This is a genomic window from Halobacillus amylolyticus (assembly GCF_022921115.1).
In the GTDB taxonomy this organism is placed as follows: domain Bacteria; phylum Bacillota; class Bacilli; order Bacillales; family Halobacillaceae; genus Halobacillus_A; species Halobacillus_A amylolyticus.
In genome coordinates, this window is sequence record NZ_CP095075.1 from 2161388 (window position 1) to 2186784 (window position 25397).

Genomic DNA, 25397 nt, shown 5'->3' on the forward strand with positions numbered 1-25397 from the left:
AGATAAGACGTAATTACCCTTAAATAATCGGTGTTCCAACTTTATGTTATTAGCACGAGATCAAATAGGATATATGTATTAATAAAAAAATCCAGTCAATATCCAGTCAGAAGTGCGATCATGTTTACATTAAGTCGTGATTCTAAAACGACCTCCCCTCTGTAAGTAGTATGCTGTTCCAAATATTAAAATCTACTTACTTTGATTTATAAATTATTCTACACTTCCTTCATTAAGGTATAATACGTGATTTTCTATAAAGTCAATCTCTTCTTGATTTAAATTATATTTCATATAAAGTTGTTGATCTATTTCTGCAATCGTTTTTGACCAGTCTATATCTGACGTTCCAGAGAAATCTTGAAGAGGAACATATTCCCATGTATCAGATTTATTCCCCTGAGTCACCTTTAAAATACCCAGCATAACTCGTACAAATTTCGATTTAATGTAGAGTAAAAGATTTCTTCCTTCAGTTTCCGTTGAGTAACTTCCAAAACCAATAAACGTTTGTGTCATACCATCTCCAGGTTTACCCAAAACTGGAGCACTTATTAAACGTGCTGGCTCCTTACCTAAAGTTCCCGAAGCTCCATTAGAAAATGGTACAAATACTTTATACTTATCCAACCATTTTTCGTTTTCAACATATTTACGGGGAATAAATCTATATGCACGTTTTCTATTTATTAGTCCGAGAGTCCTGATATCATCCTTGTTTTTCATAGATTCCGTAAATACGTCTAAACGTTCCATAATAATCTGTCTAAAGCGTTTGTCTTTCCCTTCACTTCCTATTATTTTCTTATACTTTGGAAAATCTTTGTATAATTCTTGTAAATTGAATTTATTTTGTGAGTAGATTATTTCTCTAATACTTTGTGGATTGGACTTCCATACTTTTTTCATAATTGAATTTAATTCTGGAAAACTTACAAATGTTCCTATTTCTCCGAAGTGTATGTTTACATTTCTATAGGTAACAGCTACCCCTCCAGGTATAGATGTATTAGGAAATATTTTACTACTTTCTCCTTCATAATATTCAACAGATAGATGTGGATCATTTAACATTTCTTTATTCCACGAGGATGGTGTTTTTCCAGCATTAAACAGAAATCTTGCTGGTGTTATAAACATAGCAATATCTGCTATCTTATAGCTTTCTTTCATAAACAAGTGATAAATAGGATCATCACTTGAACTTGTACCTCTAGCTTCTTCTTGGTAAGGGGGATTTCCTATAATTACATCAAACCTCATCATTACATCTCCAAATTCTTTATAGATATATTCTGATAACACACCTTCCTTTGCCAATTCCAGTGTATCAAGCTCAATAATATTCGGATTAGAAATATATTCTTCTGCACCCATAATAAAGTTCTTGGCAATTTTATAAATAATATTGGTTGGTGCACATGCATATACTTGGTTCTCAAAAATCCATTTAATACGCTCTGTTTGACTCGGAATTTGATCTTTCAAACCGTTATTTAATCTCTTAACTATTTCTGTAATATACAAACCACTTTTAACGTATAAATCAGCAAACTTTTTTGTTTTATCGGAGAAAATCCCCGGGTTTTCTTTTTCTAAAATGTTCACCATTTTTTTCACAACATGCTTTGGTGTAAATATCTGGTTCGTTTTCTGCGGTGGAATATAATTAAAAATATCTTCTTCCATACTATCATCAAAATAATTTGCTAGACGCTTTCTAGTATCTAGAAACTCTTGGATACTAGTATTAAAAACTACCTCATTGAATAGACCATGAACGACTTTTATATTGCCTTTGTCATCCTCATATTCGAAACCATCGCGAAGCTTCTTGAACTCTTCAATTGTGATACTTGTAAGATCTTCAAAGGTAGCTTCATCAATATTCTTTTCAAAGTTTTCTAATCTAGTCTGATCATCCCCGTATGCCATTAAGAACGCAGGAATTGTACGTGCAAATCCTCTTAAATGATCTCGAACATCATCTTCTGTTGTTTTCTTTTTCTTTTCTTCTAATTTTTCTATTTGTTCTTCGACAACAGTGTTCATTGTGTTTTCTACTTCTTTATTAATTTCATCGGCAAAAGACTCTTCAATCTTTTGTTTTTCTTCTTCATATTGCTGAGTCACTACTTTTAATTCTGTTTCATCTTTTCTCATCTCTGCTTCTTGCTTTTTCTTTTCATATTCTTCGTCTATTTCTTTAACTTGATTGTTTAACGTCAAACTTTTCTCAGTTATAATATCCTCAATAGAATTACTTACTGAATCCTTTAATTTTTCAGTTTGTCCTTTGTTTAACTTAAAGGAACCCTTTAAGTTATTAAAACCATCTGAAAATGATGTTGTTATATCTCTTGCTAGGTTTCTAATGGATTCTTTTTGTTTTTCCTCTGCTTCTTCAAAGGAAGATACAACTTCATCAACCACTTCAATTGATGTATAAATTTTTTCTCCAAAAAGTTCTTTTGATTTACCTAACACTACTTGCTTTGGTACCTCTACTTCTCCATCATCATTTAAATGCGGATCAGTGACAGACACTTCGCGGGGTTTTTCTAATCTTTTATTTTTCTCTGGTGGTATTTTATCTAGAATTTCTTTAAATGGTGAATCTCCTGAAAAAATACCAGCTATATTAGCAAATAATAAATTGCTCATAAATCCTCTTTTTACTACTTCCCTTGAAGTAATACGTGTTGGAATCGTCAGTACCTCAGAAGCATTTACTTCATGCATTGTACCTTGTTCATCTTCAGCAATAACAGGAAAGAAGTTTAATAATTTTGTGATTTTCCCTTTTCTTTCTGCTGTTGTCTTGGAACCACTACCTGATAAACCTGTGGCAAGATCATCATAAAGCCTTAATGTTCTATCCGGTGAAAAGTCAAATATATATGCATTTTCTTTACGATATAACTTTCCGTCTTTTTCAAATTCATACGGATTTTGTGAACGGAATGCAGCTTGAAAGTATAAACTAGGTGATTCTATATTATTTAACATAAATACAGCTGTCCACTCTGGGATCGTTACACCTGTTGTCAGTTGTCCTACAGAAAGTGTTATCGTCTTATCACTTTGTTTAATTGCGTTTCTAACTTTATCAAAACTTTTTGTGTTCTCTTTTAAGTCAAGCGCCTCTGCTTCTATGCCATCATGTAAGCTAACTCCATCCCCTGCCGCAAGTACGACTGTATAATCTTTAAAAGTAGGGTGAGCATTTAGCAATTTTTCAAGTGCTTTTGCCGCATTCACACGTGGTAGGAGCCAAAATGTATGATTTAGTTCATTACGATATTGATTTTCAGAAAACGGAAACTTTCCTGAAGATACATTGTCTAAAAAGCTAACAACACTTTCTTCATACTCAAGTTTTCCATTTTCTTTCACTCTAAAAAATTCATTTAAATCAAAAGCATAATCAACGTTTTTTTCTTCCTCTATTGTTAATCCTGCCGATACTTCATCTTCTATCATTTTACTCATTTGATACGTGAATAAATTTAAAGTAGGTAAGCTTTCGTAAGGATTGCCACCAATTGTTGGGTCCCAGTTTTCTTTAGCTTCTTGTTCATCTACATATGACCAATTAAATATTTGCTCTTCAGAAAATTTACTATTAGCTAACGCTTTAAATGGTGTACCAGATAAATGTAGAGTGAAATTCCTTTTTATTTGACTAAATGCTATATCTGTCTTTTTTGTATCAATACCTTCATGAGCTTCATCAATTACTAACAAATCCCAATCCAAGCCGGCTACCCACTCTAGTTTTTCATAATTACCACCTGCAAATTTTGCCCCTTTTAAATCTTGCAATGATATAAAGGTTATTTGTGAAGGATTCTCATAAGACGTTGTATCAATAAATTCAAGATATTGCTTTCTTGACATAGCCTTACCATTTAATGATTCTGTTTCGGAAACAAATTTCAATTGGGGTTCTTGCCATGCGATAAATTTATGAAAATCATCGAACCATGAATTAGCAATTGCAGGTCTATTTGTTATGATTAAAACTTTGGTTGCATTTAAATTTAATATAAAATCATACGTTGTTAATGTTTTACCAAAACGTGGTTTAGCATTCCATAAGAATTCTTTTGGCTCCTGAGCATTTTGAAAATACTCATACGTTTTCTCCACAGCCTGTTGTTGTTCATTTCTTAATAAATAATCTGAATGCTTATCATCAATTTGTATTTCATCATAATCACGATTAATAAATTTATCGGTTAATCTTTCAGCTTTTTCAGGTGTTCCATTAAAGTAAAACCATTCATCTGCACGACCATTAAAGTTTTCCTTCTGGATTCCATTTTGGATCAGAAATCTATGTAAGTCTTTATCTCGAAACCATTTACCATCTGATTTCTGTGCCTTTTTTTCAAATAAAACTTCCGGATTTAAACCAGCCGTACCTACTTGTTCAAATATTCTCTGTGCTGCATTTCTTGTTGTATCTCCCACTTTGACATATCCATCATGATTAGGAACTTCAGGCAAAGTATAACCATACACTTTATATTCAATTTCATCAAAAGGCTTAATTATTGTTTTATCCATCGGCTTCCTCCATTTCAGATTTATAAACATCTATTATATTAACAGGTATATAGCGCATCTCTTTGGGAATTTCATTTTCACTCTCAACAACATCTTCTTCTAATAAATCAAACATATCTAATTGTTTTTGTTGTTGAGTGGTTTTATTTATGGATCTATTGATAGCCTTTCCTGATTCTTTTTCTACATTTTCATATATTTCATCTAAAGTGTATTCTGTTCTCTGTATTTTAATGTTTTTAGTTGTTTTCTTCATATTAATTGGAGACCATTCACTAAATACTAATGGATTACCATCTATCGTTTCCCTGGTTAAAAAATTTCCTTGCCTTATATTAGATGAAATGATTTCTTTAGCACTATCTAATACCTTTTTCTTTAACTTTCCGTTATGGAGTTGGACTTGTTCTTGATAGATATCATAATAGACTTGAAACATATTTAACACACACGTCTGAGCATTATCTTCTAATAATTCAATCCCATAAAGGCTTGTTAACGCTAACAGGGAGTAATTCTCAAATCGGACCAAATCATCATTATAATGTTTAATAACTATCTTTAGTTTTCTTTCAAGAATGGCAACGAGAAAAGCTCCTTCCCCGGCAGATGGTTCTAAAAAAGTTGTAGGTAAACTTTCACAAGCTTCTTTTACGCCTTTTATGTCCAACATTTTTTTAATTATTTTCTTCGGTGTAAAAACTTCTCCATGTTTCTGAACACGAAGTTTGCATTTAATAACTGTCTCTTCCAAGTTCAGCTCTCCCGCCTTACTTATATATACTGTTAATATAAAATCATTGTTAACGAAACGTACTGCTTTTATTTTATCATATAAAGAACTTGCTCAAATATATCTAGAAGAAAAAAACAAACCAACATGACAATAAACTGCGATAGCTTTATTTTCTAAATTTTAACATATAACAGAAAACACTTCATAGTTGGTTATCCCATACTACATCATCTATTCCTTGGAAAATTGTTTTGTTTGAAATTCATATTTACAAAGTAAGAATTATTCATTAGCTCCTCATTCCAGTCATTTCTTTTAGGTAAATCTAAACTTGATAAATTGTTTGAAATTAAATCATGATATTTATTAGCAAATTCCCTTCCTGCTTTATCATTATCCGTACAAAAAGTTATTTTCTTCACCTTATAGCCCTCCTTCCCTATCCTTTTAATTTCATCAATCATAGTCTGGCGCTTAAGCCCAGACATGGAAACTAGTCGAGTGTTCTGCAGCTTTTCCTTCTTAATACTCCAATAAGACAGCGCATCGATCGGGCTTTCAAAAAGGTGGATGGAATTGGGTTTACCTATATCCACCGAAAACCCTGCCGAACCATGGCTGTTCCTATCAATGCCTTTGAAGATTCGCCCGTCTTTCATTGGAGAAGTTCCTTGGCGATCCGATCCTACAATCTCTCCCTGGTGCTTCCACTTAAAGACCACATTCCCGAGCTTGTCCTGGGCAATTAAGTCTTTACTCTCTAGCCAGTTAATAATCTTAGGATGAATATTCCTTTCATTCGTTAGATAATCTTTAGCCTTTGTCCTATCGTTCACTTCATAGTGGGAAGGGTATTGATAAGGTTCTTTAGGTTTTTGCTCTTGGACTTTAGATTTCAGTTTATAATCTTGCGAATTCAAGTCTAATACAGCCTCTGGAAAGCTCATCCCATAAAACATTTTGGCAAAGTTAATGACTCCATTTCCTTTTTCATCTCTAGAGTTCCAGGCATACATTTGGTCTTTAAACACTAGGCTGTCATGGACTTGATGGCGATAATATCGTCCCTCTTTCTTCAATGGCTCCCCTTTACGCTCCAGATAGTCTATGAGATCCACATTACGAGCAACCTCCACTTGGTCCGCGCTTACATGTTTGGCCATGCAGCACTTCCTCCTCTCTAAAATTAGATATAAAAAAAGACAGGGAGAAAACTCCCTGCCTAGCGTTCAACCTCTACTTTTTCTTTTTGCTTTTCCTTCTGCTGAAATGTCTTCTTATTCCCTCCATTCTTCATTTCCGAAGTGGTGCTTTCTTTTTCTTTCTCTTCATTGAACTCTCTGTCCAGCTTTCTTTCAATTTGAGATAATCTCTGCTCTCCACGATCCGTTAATGGTAATTCTTTTAATTCTTGAAGAGATTCTTTCTTAAGCTGGTACACATCTTCTTTACTGTGAGTCTCTTGAAAAGCACGCATCTGATTTAAGCGTTCTTGCCGGTCATTGTTTTCATCTTTATCCAATTCTTTTCCGACTGTAGGTTCAATAAAATTCATAAGCTCTTTTTTATAAGCGTCTTTGAAGTCTTGATGAGAATATTCCTCTTCGGCCTTTTCTTCCTTCACAAAAGGCCCGTTATCCTTATCATCCTTGCTCACTTGGCTTCGGTACATATCTCGAAGTCTTTCTGATGGTAACTTCTCTCTTTCTTGTTTCTCCTCTTCCACTTCATGCTTTTGTTCTTTAATACTCATTGTTTTCTCCCCTTCCTTTTCTTGGTCCAATGATTCTTCAATGGTAGTTATGAATTCTTTTGCTGTTGACTGAACTTCTTGTAATAGCTTTTCATGGTCTTTAAATTCATGATCCTTGGTCCAATGATGCAGATAATCCAATGAGTAATCACTGGTATCAATATTGAAATATGAAGCAACGGTATAAGCTGTCATTTCCGCCTGAAATTCTTTCTCTGGTTTGGTGTAGTCATTTATATTTTCCTTTGTATGAAGCTTTGCATGAGTGAGTTCATGTAACAGCGTCTTTGTATCTTGTCGCTCCGAGTTACGTGGGTTAAGAGCTACTTCTCCTCTCCCTGTGTAACTGACGCCTTTAGCTGCTCCTAACTCTTCATAAGGCCCTACAATTTGAATATTATTGTTATCTGCTATAGCCTCCATTCCTTTTCGAAGATTAGTGTAGTTTTCAACCTTCCATCGATCCATTTGTTAGGAAAGATCTGAGGCAGATCCTTTTGAGTAGCCGTTGTCTGCGAAACATCAAACACACTCCCTGTAGAATAAACAAGACGGCCATCTCGTTTATCGAGTTGACCGTCTTTGACTTGTTGCTTTTCTGTTTTCGTCGCATATTTCAAAGGTTTCCATTCGCCCTCTTCATTTTGAAACTGCTGACCTAACCGATTGGGTACGAGAACCTTTAGACTTTTCTCTCCTTTATTTACGGAAAACCCTTTGTCTTTCCAGAAGGCATAGGAACCTACAGCTTCAGCTCCAGGAAACTGTGAATCAATTAGTGCTGTATTACGTGGAGAATACCGATGGAACTTCCCCATAAAGTCTAGATACTCTTTCATTTGTGCAGGTGAATGAAAGTGGTTAGAAATACTTTCTTCCATCCCCTCTGTCAGTCGATTAATCTCCTCTTTAACCTTGTCCGGTGATTTCTGTTTATAGGATCGTTTAGTCTTCGCCATGATCCTCAGCTCCCTCACTAATGTTCATGAGTTCTTCCATTTCTTCCTCATCGTAATTAGATTCTGTATTTAATATCAGTTCTTTTGTTTTCTTATGGAAAGGAATGAGTAGATTCTCTTGATTCACTAAATGCTGTTCAAGATCAACCATTTCCTGATCACTCAACATTATGGTATATTCCTCCTGCCCCACCTCCATCACGAGCTCATTATTTTCACTCAAACGCTTAAACACACCTACTTCATAATCGCTATTAAACATAAGCATTCCTTTCACTCCTTTGTTGGATAATTACTCATTCATACCATTAGCTTGATGCTGGTTGAGTCTCTCCGGCACTTATTCTCTTCTGACGCTGATGACTGATTCTTTCTTCCACCGCTTGTATCGCATCCTTCATCGCTTGGCTCTCAAAAATTGGTGTCGTTACACAACTTTCTAGGTTTTGATCCATCGCAAAACCGTTCATTAATTCAAGAAGTACTTGTGTATTTTTATCGTTTCGGTTTGCTGCTAACCGCAACCGTTTCATTTCTTCAGAAAACACGTCTTGGAAACGCTGAGCCATCAAACTCATGAGATATTCTTGTGATTGTTCCTTCGCATTCTGTGCTTCCCATTCCTCAATCATACGATCCAAAGCTTCACCTGGATAACGAATATGGTGCTGTTCCTGATACTCTTTAATTAACGCAATTGTCTCTTCATGCAACGTGACATTTTGACGTTTTCTCATTCATGGACCCCTACCTTTCTCTTTCAATTTCTCGTTCTAACTTTTGATGATCCAAGTCATTGATAAACTGGTCGTACGTTTGTCCCAACGAGCGTTGAATGCTTCTTAGGGAACGTTGCAATTGAATTCCTGAATGCTTGGCCTTATAGGAGGAATTTTCTTGTGTTGTTCGTCTAGGATATTGCTGGCGATCATATTGTTTCATTTCTTGTAAGAACGCATTGCCCATTTGTTTATAGAGGTCATCCAACTTGTTTTGTTTGTAATGCTGATATCGCTTCTTATCCTTAGGTCCATCACCATAGGCTTGTTTTAATTCGTTGACTTCTTGATTCAATTTATCATGCAGCTGGTTCATATCTTTGGCGTGATACTTATCTAAATACCTTGTCGTTAGTTCATCAATTTTCGGTCGAATAGGATTCAGCGTTTGATAGCCATAGTGCCACTGTCGCTTATCCTTAGGCAAGTGATTATACACATCGAGAAACAGAGGTTTTATTTCTCTATTGCTCCATTTCATGCTGCTATTTTCTTTCTTTTCATTCACCATATGGTCACGAATCAACGTGTTAATTTGATTTCGTTCTTGCGTTCGATCTAACAATCCATTCACGACTTCACTTTTCATCGCGTCTAATGTTTTCGGTTTTCGCTTTCCACGGTCACGAGTCGGGTTTGGTTCGACTGTAGCCACATGAATATGAATGTTATCGGTGTTATAGTGAATAGCCGCCGACCATACAGCACTCTTTTGCAATCCCTCTTTTTTCATCATGGCCTGCATAGATTTCCGTGTTACTTGCTTTAAAGCTTCTTCATCTAAGGTGTGTGTCTTTGAATCATAAACACCTTGTTTTTGAAGCCAATCATTATCAAAGGTAATGATGTCCTGCCACATGATACTGTTCTTCTTTTGAGCTTGTTCAAACAAAGATTTAATGCCCTGTTTTCCTTCCACCGATAAACGATCCGATTGCTGGGTAAACAAGGCAGATGTTTTATCCGGATCGTCCATATAGTGATTATATAAACTAAACATGGACCGATGAGCATCCCCTTTTCCTTTAGCCTCTTCTCGATCCACATATTGTACATAATCTTGGAATCCTTTTTTATTCGCGGTTACGAATTTTGTTTTTAAAACCACTCCAGGCGTTACGGTTTCACTCATGTTTCTTCACCTGGTTCTTCAATTTGTAAGAGATCGTTCATTTCTCGAATAGCTGTATAACAATGAGCCATCGTTTGGATGTTTCGATCGACTAATTGCTGAAGTCGTTGTTCACGATTATTCTCTTCTCGAAAGACCGCTAACTGATGCAACTGTGCATGTAAAAACTCTTGCCGGCTTAATCCTTTTTCTTCCGCTAGTTCGTCAATTCGTTGAACGGTTTTCGGATCCATATAACGAATTCTTACTTCCATTACAATCACTCCTTTTGATGAAGTCCCTAAAACTAGTAAATAAAGAGAAGAGCATAAGGGGTTTTTGTTCCCACTTGGCGTGTGAATCCCGGCAGAGCCGGGCAAAACGAGGGAACAAGAAAATCTCCAGATGTGCGGTCGCTGTGCGGCTAAAATAGGAACGTTTATTCGTGCATTTACCCTGATGTGTGGTCCCTGCACAGGAGATGTGCGTCCCTTGTGTTGACACTTTTTCTCCAATGTCTACAATTAATTTGAAATCATCCGTTGCTTTTCCTTTAACATTTTGAGCTTTTCTTTAAGAGTCTTGATGGCCGTTTTGTATTCTAAACTATCTCGGTGGAGTCGTTCTTTTTCATTTTTCAGTTGGCGAATTTGAGCATCGGTTTGTTCTTTTTCCTCCTTCGTTTCATATAAGCGCTCCGACTCTAACTCAACGATCTTTTGATCGATTTCCTCCAAACGCTCACCAATGGATTGGATACTTTCATCCTTTTCTTTTATTGTTTCTTTTGTTTTTTTAACCTCTTGGGAAAGGGCAGCAAGTTCATATTCTTGCATTGTTTTTACACCTAGATTTAGATCCGTTTTAACTTTGCTTTGATCGGTGTAAATACGGGCCAATTGATTGCTTTCCTCACCTCCTTTCGATGAATTTTGTTCATCTTCTTTTAACGTAAGATTGTTTGTTTCTTCCTTGTTAATGTCTAAAGCCATCACATCAAAAGAAGGACTTACCTGTTGGATACTAATGACATAGCGACCATCATTTTGATACTCCACTGTGGTTGGGATCTTCCTTCTCGGATGTTCTTTTTCTTGAGCAACAAAGCTCAATTTATCATTGAGTAAGGAAGTAGATTTATCAATATTCAAAGTGACAACCATTAGTTCCTTTGATGGATTGTAGACCCAATTTTCAACTTCTAACTCCCCGGCTCCGCGTAAGTTTAATGGTTCATCCAATGGTGTTTGTTGAACTTTGGAGCGACTTTCATCTCCAAACAAAAAGCCGGAAAACAAGAAAAAAAGAAGCGCCATAGCCATGACGCTTACTCCAATTAAATATCTTTTCGAGGTGTGTTCTGTAATCAATTTCGTTTGTCGGTTCATCCGTTCTTCTCCTTTCTCACAGCCTTAAAGTCCGTGACCACCCAATGGTCCTCCTGGAGCTGAACGCTTAACTCTAGGAACACAGGAGATACCTGCTTTTGGTCACCCTGTAAAGAATATAGCGTATGAGTTAGCCTGACTAATACTGTCGCATGGTTGTTGGGTAGATTCCCTGTTTTAATAAATACTTCAACATTATCCACGCTCGTTTTTGTTTCTCTTTCATACATTTCTGTAGGAAAAAACGTGTTCACTAACTCCTTACTCATAATCGAATTTGCTATCTTTTTCCGTTCCTGATAAGTCTCTTTTTTGTGCACGAAAGCCGTCTTAATAAAAAGAGAAACTTGGTCTACTATAGCTTCATGATGTTTTTGGATCTTCGAAGGATCCTGTTCATTCAGGGTCTGTTTTAAAGAATTCCTTTCCTTTATCACCTGCTGATTTTCCTGTTTAAGGTGTTTTATTTCTGCCTGAAGTTGATCGTTTGAAGCTGTGTATTGAACGTACACATTAAACGCTGTAATCGTAATGAGTAATATCAAAAACAGACTAAAAAGTGTTCGCTTATTCATTGATACTCTCCTCTCCTATAACCCAAGATAAGGAGCAGGGTTTATATCCGATCCGTATTGTTTCGTGGTCATAACTTCAAAATGTAAATGGGGACCTGTGGAATTTCCTGTCGTTCCACACTTGCCGATTTCGTCCCCTTTTTGTAGAACCTCTCCATTTTGTACACTTATCGTATACAAATGAGCATAGTGACTATATAGTCCATCTTTATGTTTAATCAAAACATTATTTCCGTACCCCGAATGGCTTCTTTCTACTTCCACCACCTGACCATTATCGACGCTCTGAATCGAGGTAACAGCGTTCGTACAGGCAAAGTCTATGCCCCGATGCATCGCCGGAGTTCCATCAAAAGGATCAGAGCGCATCCCGTAGTCAGATGTTTGAGTAAGAGCTCCTGCAATAGGCATCACCCACTCTCCTGTTGGCTGAACATCGGTTTTAATCGTCCCGCCTTTAAGATAACTCAGAACGGCTTCCACATACCCTATATCTCCATAACATGCCCCAGTGGCTGCTGACTCTGGTCGGATGCAGGAATACATTCCTGTATGCTTCAATTCCTGGTATTTCATTCGAGAGAATTCAATGGCTAGTTCCTTGCTATATTCACCGTTGTTATACTCGTTGGCATAATTAATAAACCCTCCCCCAAAGTTGTAGGCTTGGATCGCCAGTTTGACATCTCCATCAGCCTTCTCTAACATGTTCGCGAAATATCGAATGCCCACCTTAATACTTCTTTCCGGGTCCTGAATGGTATTCGGTGGAAGGCCCAGTGATTCACTTGCCTGCATCACATCCGCAAGCTGGCCACCAGACTCTTGCATGGTTTTAGCTAACAAAAGTTCCACATACTCAGACACTCCATATTTAGCTGAGTACTTCTCAAATAAAGGACGATATTGATCTAATGCTTCCGAAATTTGTGCCTTTCCGTTCACCAATTCAACCGACTCGACGTTCTCATTCGTGTTGTTCTTTTGAAAGCCCATTAACGTCGTAATGGCTGAAGTAAACAAAATCATTAGAAGGAAACAAAGCACAAGAATGACTCCTAGTAGCCACAACCAAACTTTGCGTGGTACTAGTCCAACTGCTATGGCCCAAGGCATGCTTATGCACCTCCTCCAAACAAGGCTAACTCTTCATCGGAGACCTCCACTTTAAAGCGAATATTCTCCACAGCACGGATACTTAGCATCGTTTCTCCTGTTTGAAGATATGGAATGTCCTGCAACTCACTTTGACTCAATTGGCCGGTGAAAATTTGCTGCATCATTTCTAAATTGTTGCTGTCTTGCTGCATGATGATTTTATATTGAGTGAGTTCAAAGAGCTTCTTAATTTCTTCCACCATGCTTTGATCCGACCCTTCTGGAACAAAGTCACGAATGGTATGACTGGCATAGAGAAGACCTCCAAAGTATTTTCGGGCTTCCCGACTAAATTTGGTAAGGAAATCAAGCGCGCTTTCACTTTTCTTCTTGGTATTAATTATGTGATGAGCCTCGTCCATTAAAATTAAATAGCGAACAGCATCTTTAAACGCTAGCTCTCCCCGATCATAGGCCTCAAATTGCGGTGCCCCATTCGTCAGCATGGAGTCCCACAAAAGGTTCAGTACGTTAAACAATTGTGCCTGAAAGACTTCTGCTCTCATTTGGGACAACCCTCGCAGCGTGAATGTGACCACTTGCTGGTCATTAAAATGTTCAATGGTTGATACGCCATTGAACAGGTGAGCATAGGTTTCTACGATATTTCGTATATTTAATTCAATACTTTCCAGGCGCCGTTTTCTTTCTTGGCTTACCTTTTCCCATTGCTTCCCTTCATCGATATCTTCATAAAGTTCCTCTTCTATAAACGAAAGGAAATCTGTGAATATCGGATAGTCATCGACCGGACGTTGAGTAATATTTGTTTCTTCTTTATCCTTCCACAGCCCTGTTCTTTCGTAGAGTTTTCGTAATAGATTCTCATATTCTTTCAGCTCACTATCTTTGGCTTCTGGAGCTAAAAACTTATAAAAGGTCGTTAATTTAGATAAATGTTGCGTAAAAGAGGTGGTTTCATCCTCAGCCGTTCGATAGACCTGAAGAGGATTGATTACCCCATCAGATCCATCCAAGGTAATTTGTTTCCCACCTAAAGCTTCTGTTAATTCGGCAAATTCCCCCGTTACGTCAAAGGTTCGAACTTTATATCCCTTGATCGCATTGTCGAGCATTATTTTTTTAAGTGTCGTAGATTTTCCGGCGCCCATAGCCCCGACCATCACACCGTTATAGCTTTTACGCTGTCGGTCACGATGAAAAAGATCGAAGACAACACTCCCTCCAGTTAATGTCGTGCCATAAAATGTGCCTGAAGGATCATTTAAACTAGTGAAATGAAAAGGGAAACCTCCAGCTAACCCTAACGCTGGAATAGGCTGACCTTCCCTCTTGTTTCGATACTTTGATTGATCCGTGTAATTCGCTAAAAGAGACTGCCATTCATATTCCTGTTCGTTTAAAAAAATAGAACCTCGAAAGTTTTCATCCTGTAAGGTGGAAAGAACGGCTTTGACATTATCCTCTAATTCAAGTTTTGTAGGTGCGCTGACGTAATGCCTCAAATGCACACGCTTAATCACTTCTCCCTCTTCGGAAACCTGGTTGTAGAGCTCACGTAAATCATCGTAGTTATTTTGAGCTTCAATAATACCTGCGTTGTCTTTCTCATTAATGATTCGAGAACTTTGTTCTGCCATTCCTTTATTTAAACCCTCGCGGACTTTGTAACGGTCATCAGATATAATATCCATAGTCGTAATCACGTTTTCCATATTAAATATCGGTTCAAGCCAAAAGTCTGATACATTCTTGGGAAATGAATACACATGTACACACACTTCATAACCATCGCCTTTGCGAATAAAAGACTCCTGAAACTTAACGCCTCCCTGGGGTTGAATATGAGCGAGTAAATAAGGGTTATATCCTTTTTTGCTTGTTTTCTCTACATCTGTCTTCCCTTTCCATATTTTTAACACGATGAGTTACCCCCTTTTTTCCAATTTTGAATTCTGATTGTGAAGTTTATAGATTAGATCAAGTTTTTTCCCCTCCGATAATTCAATCAGTGGAGTTACCCTGCCCAAATACCTCAGGCAGTTTTTACGGTATTCCGATAGCTGCTTAAGGCTTGAGGCGTAAATATATAAATAAAACTCGCGGTTGGTCCGATGAGTTTCTAAAAACTGCAATTCATCTCGTTTCTTGAGTAAGAATTTTTCATATAGTGGAGCTTTGTTTTGAGTGATCTTATAATTAATCGCGTTGAGCTGTTTTTGCATATCCACGGGGAAATTCATGGATACAATTTTAATGTCGTGCGTGTAAGACTGAAAAAACTTAGCCATCATCATGATGTCATATTCTGTTTCTTGAGTGGACGGTGAATAAATGTCCTTACTTTGGATCTGCATGATATCCAGATATCCTTTATTTCCTTGCAGTTCAAAGGATCCATTGTCTGTTAATTCTCGAATAGAGAGGACTTCCGCCACCGAAGGTTTAGCCATCCTCCTTTTTCTTTTTGAATGCTGACTGTTTTTTAGCTTTCGTTTTCTTTTTACAGTTTCATCAAAAAGCGCTTGCTGCTCTTTTCCTTCTTTAAAAAAGGAAGCATTCTTATCTTTTCTTGAAAACATGTTAGCCCCCACTTTCATTTGCATGGCTATTATTTCTTCTCAGCTAATTCTTTGATCAAGTCATAGATAACTCCTACGGTTTCATATTCCGATTCGGCTAACCATTGGATTTTGCGCTTTTCTAAAGTTGTTAATTCTCTAGCCAGGTATGCTTCGAACAGATTCTCATAATCTTTAAAAGCTGTATCTTCTTCTATGAATCTCTTGTATTTACATCCCACGCTTACATCTCCTATTCATTTTGGTACTGCTCATCACTTGATTGATGATCGATTGCACTATAGGTCATCCGATTACGCGTAACAGCTAAGAGCAACACTTTTGCCATACGTAATCTGGGATTCGTTTTTGGACGGATCAACCAAGCGAACATCAATAAAGCCCAAAAGATTCCGTAATACCAAACGAAGGAGGAGTGAACCGCATAACGGAATAGGAAGCCTATCCCTCCAAGTATTAAGACAACAAGTAAGTCAGTGAGGTAAAACAACTGATTGATTTTGAGTTCACTCCCAATTTCAGAAGGGATTTTGTACTGCAATATGATGTCCCCTTTCCAAACAAAAACGCGAACAAAGTTAAGACCCTTGTCCGCGTTTCTTCATTTTATTTTTCCAATTTTCTGTGCTATTGCGTGAAAGCTCGTATGTTCGCTTCGTTCCCTGAACCCTACTGTTATTACGGATTCGATCATTCGCTTGATCTTTGATATATTGACTCATGGTTCTCTGTTCTGTGCGATTTTGGTTTGGCATTGGAATATCTTCTGGATTCTCTGGTGTTGGAGAGCCATTAGAATTGTTCGGTTCATTCCGTGCATCCGGTATTTTCTTAGAGTTTGAAACATCATTGCTATCTGGATGCCCCTTATTATTTTTGTTTTTGATAGGTTGGCTATTTCCTTTACTATTTAAAGTGTTTTTCTCCCTCTCATCATATGAATGAGCAATTTGGGGTGGACGATCAGTCTGCTGAGGATCCATAGGACTCGGTTCTTGCTTCTGGGTTTGTTGGTTAGATTCTGATCGTTGCCTTTTCCCATTCATTTTACCTCCAGTAACTCCCGCAATGGCACCAGCTGTTCCTGCTCCGGTATTCATGATGGCACTGGTTCCTCCACTGACAATTGCTCCTGCAGCTTTCTTAGCAGGAGGACCCACCGTTTTAGAGGCAAGATATCCTCCCATTGCTACATGCCAGGCGTTTTTCAGGCCGGCATCAATGCCAAAGAGTTTCTGTACAATATTTGGCCCATCTATAACAGCCAAACTTCCAGCAACTAAAGCGACTAAATATCCCATCCCCTCTAGGTTCTCGCCAATAAAGGTGGTGTAATACATATACACACGCAAACTTAAGAAAATCATAATAATAGAAGCAAATATGCTTCCGATATTCTTAATCACAGCTTTTAACCGTTGCCCTGTTGAAATATCAGCATAGGCCATAATAAGCGCCACAATATGATTAAAACCAAGCTCAAAACAAAGCTTGGCCACCTTAATAGATATCAAAATCATCGTAAACGCCATAACCCCAAGCGTTACGATTGCCGTAAACCATTCAACATGCCATCGATAATAGTTTTCCGGTAAGAAGTCGTACCATTCGTCTTTTCCTAGAGAGACAAGCCCTTCCTCTCCATTTGATTCTAAACCTACTTTATTCATTATAATTTTTTGACTTTCGGGAGATAAACTATCACCATTTGCCTTCTCAAAACTATCGTCAACGGTTTCATTTATAGATATCTTGTCAATGGAGCTCGGACTTATATGATGCTGTACCTTTACATCTGGAGTTTTCCAGCCTGTTTCATCATATATAGTAATATCAGTAATGTAATCAGTCATCACTTTGTCAGATGTAGTAAAGGAGTCAGTTTCAACTTGCGCAACTTCTACTGCATCTCCTGCAAATTCGTTCACCTGTCCCATTCCAAACGTTAAAAGGGAAATCGTCATAATTGAAATGAACAGATTCATGGGAATGTCAGACCTGTTCTTTTCTTTGTTAAAAATCAACCGGAAACCGATCATCGCCAACGAAATAGCTAGCAATATATAGAGAACCGGTTGAATGGTTTTGAGAAAACCTTGCACCGGCTCACTCATAAAGAAGTCCGTCAGTGACAAAATATTGTTCACCATGCCTTCTAAACCATCAACAATCATTTTCAAAAATAATATAATGCCCCATCCAACGATTCGTATGCCAGATATGAATATGTTGTTCGTGGATAGGACATCAGAGAACTCTAACAGTTTTTCTAGTAGTTCTTCATCGGACATCATTTCACCACCTTCTTATCACTCATTAGCCATATGTTCTTTAGAAGGTTCATCCTGTTGTTCTTTCAATTTATCGACCTGCTTGCGAATATGATCATAAACTTGTCGATTAATTTCCTGACCCTCCCCAGCAGTTTAAGGTTGTAAAGAAAAACCTCCATAGGTTCTCTATTCATTTCCTCTTCATTGTGATTTAAAAGTGGAGCAATCTGATGTTGAATCATAGGAAGAGTACTTTTATCGAAAAATTCTTCGACTCCCTTCTTTAGCCATGTTTCTGTATTTATATGATCTTCCTCAATCGGCTCTTTTTCTGTTAGTTTTTTCTCCTCATTATTCCTATTTATGTTTTGCAGCGACTCACTATAAAAATCTATCACCAATTCCTTGGGTGTGACGTGGCGATGAGGAGTGTCAATCTCCTCTTCGGTGATGGATCGACTTGTATTAAAATCCTGACTCAAATAAGTGTGCGCATATTTCATACTGTGCTTCCCTGTATTGTAGATAGGAAAGGCTCTGATTTTACGCCCTTTTTTATCTCGTCTCATTAATACACGACGGACCACCGTATCTCCCTCTTCCAATTCTTGCAGCTCATTAGCCGTAAGCAGCTCGCGCCCCTCTGTGCTTTCTGTCTTCGACTTATCCAAAGAGAAAGTGGATCCTGAGCGTGAATGTGTATTCAACGTTTTCTTTCCTAATTTAGAAGAAAAATAAGAGGCGGAATCATAATCAGCACTCAGAATATAAATTTCATTTCCACAATTACCACGGATGGTTGCTTGCCCGTCTTCTCCGTAAAGATCCTTTAGTTGAGCATAGGATTGAATGACTAAGTGAAAACGAATATTCCTACCTAAACAAACCGTGATCTTATTATCCATATCAGCAATAGCGGGCATATTTCCGAATTCATCTAGCATGAAGACGACTTCCCGCAAACATTTCTGTCCTTTCGCTATAGCTGCATTTTTGGATAATACATAATACAACTGACTCACAAAGATAGATGGAATCGCATGAGTAGATGTATCATAATCTGGCGTAACCATAAAAACAGCTATTGGCTTCGTAAATGAAGTAACCTCTTCAACCATCAACTCTCGATCAAAAGGAGAGTAAAATTTAACCTCTCCCGTATCCTTATTGATCCGTTCCACTTCGAGGTCCAGTTTGCTCATTTGACTGTCATCTTGATCATCAACTTTCTTTCGTTTTTGTTTGGCAGATAGAGGATCTTGATCCTGCATGATCGTGATGCGATCCCCTACCTTCAGTGGTGATGAGAAATTAATGGTCCAGGTGCCACTCTCCCCAGATTGATTCGTCTCTGTTACTCCGTTCGGAAATGTAACATAAACTTTGGAAAATGGAGTACCCCTTCCTTTAATAGATTGTCCAAACCCGACTTTTTTCAGGTCCAAAGAGTTTTTCGCTGTCATTTTGGCTGTTTCACTCATCGTAAACTTCGTTAAGCCATTCATAGCCGTTGTAAAAATACTTGATCTAGTGTTTCCTTTGGAAAAATTACTCGTTGCATATTGTTCTTTGGCCACATGTGATTGAGGCAGCTCTTGAAAGTACTCATCCAGCGCATTGTACTCTTGGCCATTTTCATCTACTTCATTTTTGGTTCCAAGCTCAGATAACATATTGGCCACAGTGTACATCGTAATCTTTTCTTCAATTCCCTCTGTGATACTTTTCTCCGTAATAGCAAGGATCATAGCATTCACAAGAGATTTGGCTGAATCATCCCACATAGGTTCCTTCGCTTGCGGATTGTGATAAAGCATATGAGTGATCGTTTCGCACAACGTTTGAGCTGTGGAGTAGTCACCATCTTGATACGCTTGTTTAACTAATTCTAAGAGGTTAAAGCTCATGCTCTGCATAGGATTCATTAAATTCAGCACTTCGACCTCATATCCTCTATCTTCGAGGGTTTCACGACTTGAGGCGAACAGTTCTCCTTTGGGATCATTGATGACTAAAGAGGGCTGTTTCTCTGCCCGGGAATAGGCATCAATTGTAGGGATGACATAAGTTTGTCCCTTCCCACTTCGGGTTGTCCCTATAATCAAGTTATTTACAGGGGAGGGATCAATGTAAGCCTTGTCTCCCTTCCGAGCTAATACAGGACCTCCCTGACCTGTGTAACCTTGCTTCCGGTCAGGGATAGCCTTGTACTGCTGATGAATTTCTTTTCGTGTGGCAAAACGCTGAGACCCTTTTTCATCGGTCCCAATTGGCTTAAAGTTACTTCTAAGCTTATAGAGCATGTGAGCAATACAAACAAGACCAGTTAAAGCCGCCAGTCCATAAAAATAAGGCTGCTCCTTAATGTGAAAGTTCGTGAAATATGACCATTCGATAACTAACGGTTGGCTAAACTTTGGAAAGGTTTGAATGGTATCCCACATGGCAAGACCTGTGTTCCATATGAACGTGGCTACACATATCGTCGCTATAAAAAAACAGATGCTCATTGGGATAAGCACCTGTTTCGTAGCGATGATCGACTTCAAAAGCATCATCTCCTATATGTTATTTAGTTGATTTTCGACCTTGTCCTTTTTTTCATTCAACGATTCAATCTTATTTTGATTTTTACCCTCGGACCGTTTCTCTTTTTCTATTTGCTCCTGAAGTTTATTCAACTGTCCTTTAAGCTGTTCATATTGATTGATTTTTTGATTCAACTGATCGCTTTTAGCTTCAGAAGCCATTTTCTTCGCTTCCTCAATTTGATCGATTTGCAAATAAGCGAGTCCTTTTTCTTTATAAATTTCTGTAGACATAGGAACATGTTCAACAGCAGTGGCTTTTTTGTAACTTTCTGAGTGGTACGCCACTTTAAAAGCTCCTAAAGGACTTGGATGCGACTTTTGAAACTTTTCCAATTCCTCCAATCCATGAATTTGCAACACTTGTCCAGCTATTAAAGAAACATCATCTTTTCCAACTTTTTGTAGAGCTTCTTCATAGTTCTTATTCGCTATGAGAAGGTGGATCAATATCTTTTGTTCAGACTCACTAAGATATTCTTGTTCTTTCATACGATTAGCAGCTTTTTCGGTATCGCCATTCAATGCTGTTTCGTATATTCGTTTTACTGCTTTGGCATTCGTCAAATCTTGTTCCATTTTGGTCATTGCTTGTGCTTGGCTACTTAATACCATCGTTAACGTAATGGATGCGATTACAGCTATTACAAGTAAACCCGCAAGAGAACTGACAATGACCTTTTCTTTCTTTTTAAGTTTTTTCCAGCCTTTTGCTTTTGTCTTATGCTGTTCCAGCTGTTCTTTCATATCAACTCGATAAGAAGGCGGAGCATAAGATGTTAATTTTTGCAGAAATGTGTCTTTTTCTGTTTCTTGGTGACGATCTTTCAATGGTAGATTTAAGAGCTTTTGGCATATATGGTTATAAATATTTGTAGTTTCTTCTGATCCTACTACATACGTGCCATTATAAAGTTTATCTCCTTCTTCATTAAAAATCATAAAATCAAGAGAGACCGGTTCTGCATTTTTCTGTTTCCATTTTTCATCTAGTTTGTCTGTCTTTTCTACAATTTCTCTGAAGGAATAAGGCTGAAAACTAGTAATCTCTCCAGATAGTTTCGATGTGAACAGCACATGCATTTATCCATCACTCCTTTAAAAGACCACTTGGCTGTCAATATACTCAGCAATGGCGGTTGCCCCCATAAGCACTACAAGTCCCACGGCTCCACCAATAAACCATACAATGGAACTCTGACGACCCCGGACACCTCCCCAAATAAGGTGGTATGCACCAATTCCAAAAGCAATCGCTGCCGAAATAATTCCCAGTAATTGCATTGCCGTAAGGATAGACGCCCCTGTAGCTTGAAGGTTACTTATCGCTGACAGAAAAACAAAGTCGGTTAATTTCATCATTTATTCGCTCCTTTTAAAGTTTTTATCTTCCTTCTTTTCACTTATCCCTTTGTAATGCAATAAGGATTTCATAACTACATCTTGGTTTTCCTGAATATACTCTTGGTGTTTGCTATGCAGCCAATCGTTATAAGAAAGGTCCTGTATGGTTAATAAGGTTTGAACTAAGTCTTTAGATTGCTTTATTTCACGATTCGTAGCTCCCACGGAAATCACCCCCTTTAAAGAATTTGACATAAAAAAAGAAGCGATCTAATTAAGATCACTTCCTTTTAAGATGAAGTTTCATTTATAAATTGATGGATAGCCTGTTTTCTATCTTTCAGAGTTTCATATTTTTGCTCTCTTAAAGAAATTCGCTCCTGCAGTTTTCCATCTTCATAATAACTAAGTGATTGAAATAGTTCACTCCCTTCTAACCCTATCTCACTTAATTTTATTTCTCCGTCCAGGATCTTTGGGTTCTGAGCATTTATTTCCTGCACATCGATTTCTTCAATGTTATCTTCAACTAAATTTATATATTTTTCTCTTTCCTCTTCCTCTGAAGAATCCGTAACTAATATATAAGCTTCTTCACTATTTTGTATTTTATCTTTCATGTCCTCTGGTGATAAAGACTCGACTTGGCCAGTGGCTCCTTGAGTTCCGCAGCCTACAAGAATTACGGCCAATAATAATCCAGCCAAACCACCGACCCAATGTCTTTTCATCAGATCATCCTTTCACAAGTGATTTGTATAACGATTCTAACACCTACTTAAACAAAAAACCACATAATGGAAAGGAATAAAATGAATTTGATTGTTTATGGCTAGGTACAATCAACCCTATGCAGCGACATCTAATTTATATCATGTACTGCAATGCACATCGTTTCTAGCATATACGAAGAACTTTATGCATCTAGTTCAGACTCTCCAGAGCTTCATTGGTACTATCCTCACCAAAAGAGTATAACCATTATTGACGCAACGCTTTTCACAGTCACAAGATGCATTTCACGTAACACGCACCGAACGCTTATCGACTGATAGGAAAATCCCGTGACTTTCTTTTCCTAACATAGATATATACTTTTCAATGTTCATAAGTGCTGTTTAAGCACGTATTAAAATCGTTATATTTTACCTTACGGATTTCAGCTCACTCATAGGATTTTTCCGTTTTGCAATGGTTCTAAAATGTTTGTCCTTCACAGTCCGAATTCGATAATAAATCTTAGCTATCTTTTCAGCAGTACCATTTCTATCTATCGCCCAAAGGCCATGAACGTTGTACACTTTTCCTTCAAAAGTTTTTACATTATCTGCTTGTGATGAAATATCATAAAAAGCGAAACGAGATGTCTTCATATAACCACCTCCCTTAGAAAGGTCATGGATCTCCTACGACTTTCAAATTTGTTTTGCCTAATAAAATGTCTTTAGCTGAGCTTTCACCTTCCCGAATAGCATGAATATCTTCTTCCGAAAGGTCATACCTGTTATGAATCGCTTCAATAATATTCTCCCTGGATCTTTTTAACTTAATTCCTAACTCAATCGTCCGGGCCGTATCATCAATGGTTGGCTTTTTATTTTCCTGTTGTTTTTGTTCGTTACGGCTTTTAAACCATTCAGGTATTACTTCCTGACTTGATGGTTCTTTAGAAGAAAACTCTCGCTTGCGGTGAATTCTATCCCTATGCTCAAACTCTTCAGCTTCAGCTTGCTCTATGGTCTTAATTCCTTTATTTAGCCAGGACTGAAGAATACTCTTTACGTATCCCCATGTAACCTTATTACGATCCAAAGAACGTTTCATAGCTTCAATAGTTAATTCATCCCCAATCTCAGCAACCCATCCAGCTATTTCACCAGAAATATGAGGACGTAATACTCCGAAATTGTTTTGGTAAAATTGAACAGCCTCGCTATTTTGTTCAGATGTAGTTGTAGTAATAAATTCTTTTACATTCTTAACTTCTTTAAGTTCTCGTTCATTCTTGTATGTGTCTTTTTGCTGTCCTTCTGATGTCGAGTAGTTGTCATTTTGATGTTTATCTGCTGTTGTTTTGTTGTCGTATTCTTCCCCATTTGATTGATAGAATGCCCAATTTTCAACGGTCACAACGCTATATTTGTTGGTGGATTTAACCGTGATTACACCGTCTTCTTCTAATGTTTTTATATAATCCCGGACGGTCGATGCATTCATATTCAATTCTGATGCGGCTTTTTTTCTGCCAAATATAAATTGCCCAGGTTCAAGCTCTACCTTTTGTCTTCCCACTCTGGACTCAGTAGCTTTGTGACTTGATTTGGCTATACAGTAAATAAAGACCTTTAACATCTTTTCATTTTCAAAAATTTCACTATGGAGGATTTTTCGGTGAAGCTTTATCCACCCCTGCATTCTTTCACCTCTCTCCTGGCCATAACTTCACTCATTAATATAGCCTTTTGCTTTTAAGTCAGAATGATGTTTTTTCCAAACCTTTAACCAGTTGATTCCATAATTATCACATAGCGCTGCTAAATATACTGTTGAGAAATGAACAACATTTGCTAGTGCCTCTGCTGATTTTTGAATACCCTGCAATTCCACATAGCGATCAGTATATAAATTATCTGTCCACTTAATTTTAGAGATCACTTCTATAGCTTCTTGTAATTCATTCTCTACTATCAATTGCAAAAAATATTTATCATTATTAGCCGCAGGCCCGTTTAACCGTGTCAGTCCCCACCCAATATATTCATCAACGGTTTCTAAGGCTAACCATGGATTGTTATATTTTTCAATAAAATATTTGGTTGTAACCGGAGGAATCTTTCTTTCTCCACTTTCTTGCTTGGAAATATACTCCCTGGATTGAAACATATCGACTGATAACTGTTGCTGTGTCTTATCTTTACTTTTTCTCATTTCCTTCATGAGCTGCGCTGACTTACTTTTTTTGATTTTGCTCACCTCTTCTAAGTTTATTTGTACCATTAATCTATAATCATTTGATTTAAGATAGATTTATAGAATTAAACGACTCCAAATTTTCTTTTGGGAGCTATATGATCGGACACTTCAACATGATCTCTTATCCAACTAATCACAAGGTCTTTTGGATAAAGTGTACGTCCTCCAACTTTCACTTTTGGAAAGTCTTCACGTTTCAAGACATGAGCATCTAATGACTGAACGCTAACATTGAAAACACATTCAGCTAGACTTGTGCGATCCAACAAATATGGCAATTCAGTTTCTTTACTCGCATCTTCTTGTGCTTTTTTGGCAATATCATAGAAAATATCGTACACCTTATTATTAAAATCAGCTTCTGGCTGCAGCTTGGCTTCAAACATTTACATCATCTCCTTATAAGCTTTTTGTTCCTTTAAGGAACGTTGGTTCTCAAAAAAATTTGTCCATTCGAACTCTAAGGCAAAAGCTATATCCTTAGCTGTTTCTACTGTAGGATTTTTAACTCCTGATTCAATATGAGTATAATAACTTCTCGATATGTTTGATTTAATAGCTGTTTGTTCTTGCGTTAAATCCTTTTGAAGTCGAACCTCTTTTAACCACATCCTCAATTTATTCACCCCCCTAAAGTTCCTTCAA

The 25397-nt window shown here is 37.4% G+C and carries 27 protein-coding genes; all 27 read right to left on the minus strand.

Annotated elements, in window-relative coordinates; all coding sequences use genetic code 11:
- Positions 1-213: 213 nt before the first annotated feature.
- The 27 genes from MUO15_RS11070 to MUO15_RS11200 all read right to left on the minus strand — a co-directional run bounded on the left by MUO15_RS11070 (position 214) and on the right by MUO15_RS11200 (position 25369).
- A complete protein-coding gene (locus MUO15_RS11070) occupies positions 214-4572 on the minus strand; it encodes an Eco57I restriction-modification methylase domain-containing protein (protein ID WP_245029294.1) in 4359 nt (1452 codons plus the stop codon).
- The gene (locus MUO15_RS11075; protein WP_245029296.1) at positions 4565-5326 is read right to left on the minus strand and encodes a DNA methyltransferase family protein; all 762 of its coding nucleotides are present in this window, start codon (positions 5324-5326) and stop codon (positions 4565-4567) included. Before MUO15_RS11075 ends, MUO15_RS11070 begins: the two co-directional genes overlap by 8 nt.
- Positions 5327-5535: 209 nt before the next feature.
- Complete coding sequence (locus MUO15_RS11080) at positions 5536-6471, minus strand: toprim domain-containing protein (protein WP_245029297.1); 936 nt, start codon at positions 6469-6471, stop codon at positions 5536-5538.
- A gap of 59 nt (positions 6472-6530) precedes the next feature.
- Entirely contained in the window at positions 6531-7484 is a 954-nt protein-coding gene (locus MUO15_RS11085) for an ImmA/IrrE family metallo-endopeptidase (RefSeq protein ID WP_245029299.1), read from the minus strand.
- Positions 7472-8020 carry an ArdC family protein gene (locus MUO15_RS11090; protein WP_245029301.1) on the minus strand — a complete coding sequence of 183 codons (549 nt, stop codon included), beginning with the start codon at positions 8018-8020 and terminating at the stop codon, positions 7472-7474. Before MUO15_RS11090 ends, MUO15_RS11085 begins: the two co-directional genes overlap by 13 nt.
- Positions 8007-8288 (minus strand): hypothetical protein, encoded by a 282-nt coding sequence (locus MUO15_RS11095; protein ID WP_245029302.1) that lies wholly within the window; start codon positions 8286-8288, stop codon positions 8007-8009. The genes MUO15_RS11090 and MUO15_RS11095 overlap by 14 nt, the downstream gene beginning before the upstream one ends.
- Positions 8289-8328: 40 nt before the next feature.
- Positions 8329-8757 carry a hypothetical protein gene (locus tag MUO15_RS11100; RefSeq protein WP_245029304.1) on the minus strand — a complete coding sequence of 143 codons (429 nt, stop codon included), beginning with the start codon at positions 8755-8757 and terminating at the stop codon, positions 8329-8331.
- Between the two features lie 10 nt (positions 8758-8767).
- Positions 8768-9931 (minus strand): MobP2 family relaxase, encoded by a 1164-nt coding sequence (gene mobP2 / locus MUO15_RS11105; RefSeq protein WP_245029305.1) that lies wholly within the window; start codon positions 9929-9931, stop codon positions 8768-8770.
- Positions 9928-10185, minus strand: coding sequence for a hypothetical protein (locus MUO15_RS11110; RefSeq protein WP_245029307.1), 258 nt, complete (start codon positions 10183-10185; stop codon positions 9928-9930). Before MUO15_RS11110 ends, mobP2 begins: the two co-directional genes overlap by 4 nt.
- A 249-nt stretch (positions 10186-10434) precedes the next feature.
- Positions 10435-11298 (minus strand): hypothetical protein, encoded by an 864-nt coding sequence (locus tag MUO15_RS11115; protein ID WP_245029309.1) that lies wholly within the window; start codon positions 11296-11298, stop codon positions 10435-10437.
- The gene (locus MUO15_RS11120; protein WP_245029311.1) at positions 11295-11873 is read right to left on the minus strand and encodes a hypothetical protein; all 579 of its coding nucleotides are present in this window, start codon (positions 11871-11873) and stop codon (positions 11295-11297) included. The genes MUO15_RS11115 and MUO15_RS11120 overlap by 4 nt, the downstream gene beginning before the upstream one ends.
- A 15-nt stretch (positions 11874-11888) precedes the next feature.
- Positions 11889-12989 (minus strand): lysozyme family protein, encoded by a 1101-nt coding sequence (locus tag MUO15_RS11125; protein WP_245029313.1) that lies wholly within the window; start codon positions 12987-12989, stop codon positions 11889-11891.
- Positions 12990-12991: 2 nt separating this feature from the next.
- Positions 12992-14914 (minus strand): VirB4 family type IV secretion system protein, encoded by a 1923-nt coding sequence (locus MUO15_RS11130; protein ID WP_396266213.1) that lies wholly within the window; start codon positions 14912-14914, stop codon positions 12992-12994.
- A gap of 6 nt (positions 14915-14920) precedes the next feature.
- Positions 14921-15574: a TraC-like domain-containing protein gene (locus MUO15_RS11135; protein WP_245029315.1), complete on the minus strand. Its 654-nt coding sequence runs from the start codon at positions 15572-15574 to the stop codon at positions 14921-14923.
- Between the two features lie 29 nt (positions 15575-15603).
- Positions 15604-15795 carry a hypothetical protein gene (locus MUO15_RS11140; protein ID WP_245029316.1) on the minus strand — a complete coding sequence of 64 codons (192 nt, stop codon included), beginning with the start codon at positions 15793-15795 and terminating at the stop codon, positions 15604-15606.
- An 11-nt stretch (positions 15796-15806) separates the two neighbouring features.
- Complete coding sequence (locus MUO15_RS11145) at positions 15807-16115, minus strand: DUF5592 family protein (protein WP_245029318.1); 309 nt, start codon at positions 16113-16115, stop codon at positions 15807-15809.
- Positions 16116-16152: 37 nt separating this feature from the next.
- Complete coding sequence (locus MUO15_RS11150; RefSeq protein WP_245029320.1) at positions 16153-17865, minus strand: pLS20_p028 family conjugation system transmembrane protein; 1713 nt, start codon at positions 17863-17865, stop codon at positions 16153-16155.
- A gap of 65 nt (positions 17866-17930) precedes the next feature.
- On the minus strand, positions 17931-20396 hold the full coding sequence (locus MUO15_RS11155) for a VirD4-like conjugal transfer protein, CD1115 family (protein ID WP_245029322.1): 2466 nt from the start codon (positions 20394-20396) through the stop codon (positions 17931-17933).
- A gap of 12 nt (positions 20397-20408) precedes the next feature.
- Entirely contained in the window at positions 20409-21518 is a 1110-nt protein-coding gene (locus MUO15_RS11160; protein WP_245029323.1) for a hypothetical protein, read from the minus strand.
- Between the two features lie 15 nt (positions 21519-21533).
- Entirely contained in the window at positions 21534-21797 is a 264-nt protein-coding gene (locus MUO15_RS11165; RefSeq protein ID WP_245029324.1) for a hypothetical protein, read from the minus strand.
- Positions 21798-22004, minus strand: a complete 207-nt coding sequence (locus MUO15_RS11170; protein ID WP_245029326.1) for a hypothetical protein — start codon at positions 22002-22004, stop codon at positions 21798-21800.
- A 65-nt stretch (positions 22005-22069) separates the two neighbouring features.
- On the minus strand, positions 22070-22510 hold the full coding sequence (locus MUO15_RS11175; protein WP_245029328.1) for a hypothetical protein: 441 nt from the start codon (positions 22508-22510) through the stop codon (positions 22070-22072).
- Positions 22511-22924: 414 nt separating this feature from the next.
- Positions 22925-23152: a hypothetical protein gene (locus MUO15_RS11180; RefSeq protein ID WP_245029330.1), complete on the minus strand. Its 228-nt coding sequence runs from the start codon at positions 23150-23152 to the stop codon at positions 22925-22927.
- A gap of 22 nt (positions 23153-23174) precedes the next feature.
- Entirely contained in the window at positions 23175-24194 is a 1020-nt protein-coding gene (locus tag MUO15_RS11185) for a DnaD domain-containing protein (protein WP_245029332.1), read from the minus strand.
- Between the two features lie 27 nt (positions 24195-24221).
- Entirely contained in the window at positions 24222-24776 is a 555-nt protein-coding gene (locus MUO15_RS11190; protein ID WP_245029334.1) for a helix-turn-helix domain-containing protein, read from the minus strand.
- A gap of 38 nt (positions 24777-24814) precedes the next feature.
- Positions 24815-25138 carry a DNA-binding protein gene (locus MUO15_RS11195; protein WP_245029336.1) on the minus strand — a complete coding sequence of 108 codons (324 nt, stop codon included), beginning with the start codon at positions 25136-25138 and terminating at the stop codon, positions 24815-24817.
- Positions 25139-25369: a helix-turn-helix transcriptional regulator gene (locus MUO15_RS11200; RefSeq protein ID WP_245029338.1), complete on the minus strand. Its 231-nt coding sequence runs from the start codon at positions 25367-25369 to the stop codon at positions 25139-25141. It abuts the gene before it with no gap.
- Positions 25370-25397 lie beyond the last annotated feature (28 nt).

Excerpts from the sequence above, each read along its gene's own strand:
- MUO15_RS11150 (WP_245029320.1), bottom strand. The coding sequence starts at position 17,865 with ATGTCCGATGAAGAACTACTAGAAAAACTGTTAGAGTTCTCTGATGTC.
- MUO15_RS11095 (WP_245029302.1), bottom strand. The coding sequence starts at position 8,288 with ATGCTTATGTTTAATAGCGATTATGAAGTAGGTGTGTTTAAGCGTTTG.
- MUO15_RS11190 (WP_245029334.1), bottom strand. The coding sequence starts at position 24,776 with ATGGTACAAATAAACTTAGAAGAGGTGAGCAAAATCAAAAAAAGTAAG.
- MUO15_RS11165 (WP_245029324.1), bottom strand. The coding sequence starts at position 21,797 with ATGATGAAATTAACCGACTTTGTTTTTCTGTCAGCGATAAGTAACCTT.
- MUO15_RS11080 (WP_245029297.1), bottom strand. The coding sequence starts at position 6,471 with ATGGCCAAACATGTAAGCGCGGACCAAGTGGAGGTTGCTCGTAATGTG.
- MUO15_RS11100 (WP_245029304.1), bottom strand. The coding sequence starts at position 8,757 with ATGAGAAAACGTCAAAATGTCACGTTGCATGAAGAGACAATTGCGTTA.
- MUO15_RS11115 (WP_245029309.1), bottom strand. The coding sequence starts at position 11,298 with ATGAACCGACAAACGAAATTGATTACAGAACACACCTCGAAAAGATAT.
- mobP2 (WP_245029305.1), bottom strand. The coding sequence starts at position 9,931 with ATGAGTGAAACCGTAACGCCTGGAGTGGTTTTAAAAACAAAATTCGTA.
- MUO15_RS11110 (WP_245029307.1), bottom strand. The coding sequence starts at position 10,185 with ATGGAAGTAAGAATTCGTTATATGGATCCGAAAACCGTTCAACGAATT.
- MUO15_RS11175 (WP_245029328.1), bottom strand. The coding sequence starts at position 22,510 with ATGAAAAGACATTGGGTCGGTGGTTTGGCTGGATTATTATTGGCCGTA.
- MUO15_RS11070 (WP_245029294.1), bottom strand. The coding sequence starts at position 4,572 with ATGGATAAAACAATAATTAAGCCTTTTGATGAAATTGAATATAAAGTG.
- MUO15_RS11180 (WP_245029330.1), bottom strand. The coding sequence starts at position 23,152 with ATGAAGACATCTCGTTTCGCTTTTTATGATATTTCATCACAAGCAGAT.
- MUO15_RS11185 (WP_245029332.1), bottom strand. The coding sequence starts at position 24,194 with ATGCAGGGGTGGATAAAGCTTCACCGAAAAATCCTCCATAGTGAAATT.
- MUO15_RS11160 (WP_245029323.1), bottom strand. The coding sequence starts at position 21,518 with ATGCATGTGCTGTTCACATCGAAACTATCTGGAGAGATTACTAGTTTT.
- MUO15_RS11125 (WP_245029313.1), bottom strand. The coding sequence starts at position 12,989 with ATGCCTTGGGCCATAGCAGTTGGACTAGTACCACGCAAAGTTTGGTTG.
- MUO15_RS11135 (WP_245029315.1), bottom strand. The coding sequence starts at position 15,574 with ATGTTTTCAAGAAAAGATAAGAATGCTTCCTTTTTTAAAGAAGGAAAA.
- MUO15_RS11085 (WP_245029299.1), bottom strand. The coding sequence starts at position 7,484 with ATGGAGGCTATAGCAGATAACAATAATATTCAAATTGTAGGGCCTTAT.
- MUO15_RS11195 (WP_245029336.1), bottom strand. The coding sequence starts at position 25,138 with ATGTTTGAAGCCAAGCTGCAGCCAGAAGCTGATTTTAATAATAAGGTG.
- MUO15_RS11120 (WP_245029311.1), bottom strand. The coding sequence starts at position 11,873 with ATGAATAAGCGAACACTTTTTAGTCTGTTTTTGATATTACTCATTACG.
- MUO15_RS11090 (WP_245029301.1), bottom strand. The coding sequence starts at position 8,020 with ATGGCGAAGACTAAACGATCCTATAAACAGAAATCACCGGACAAGGTT.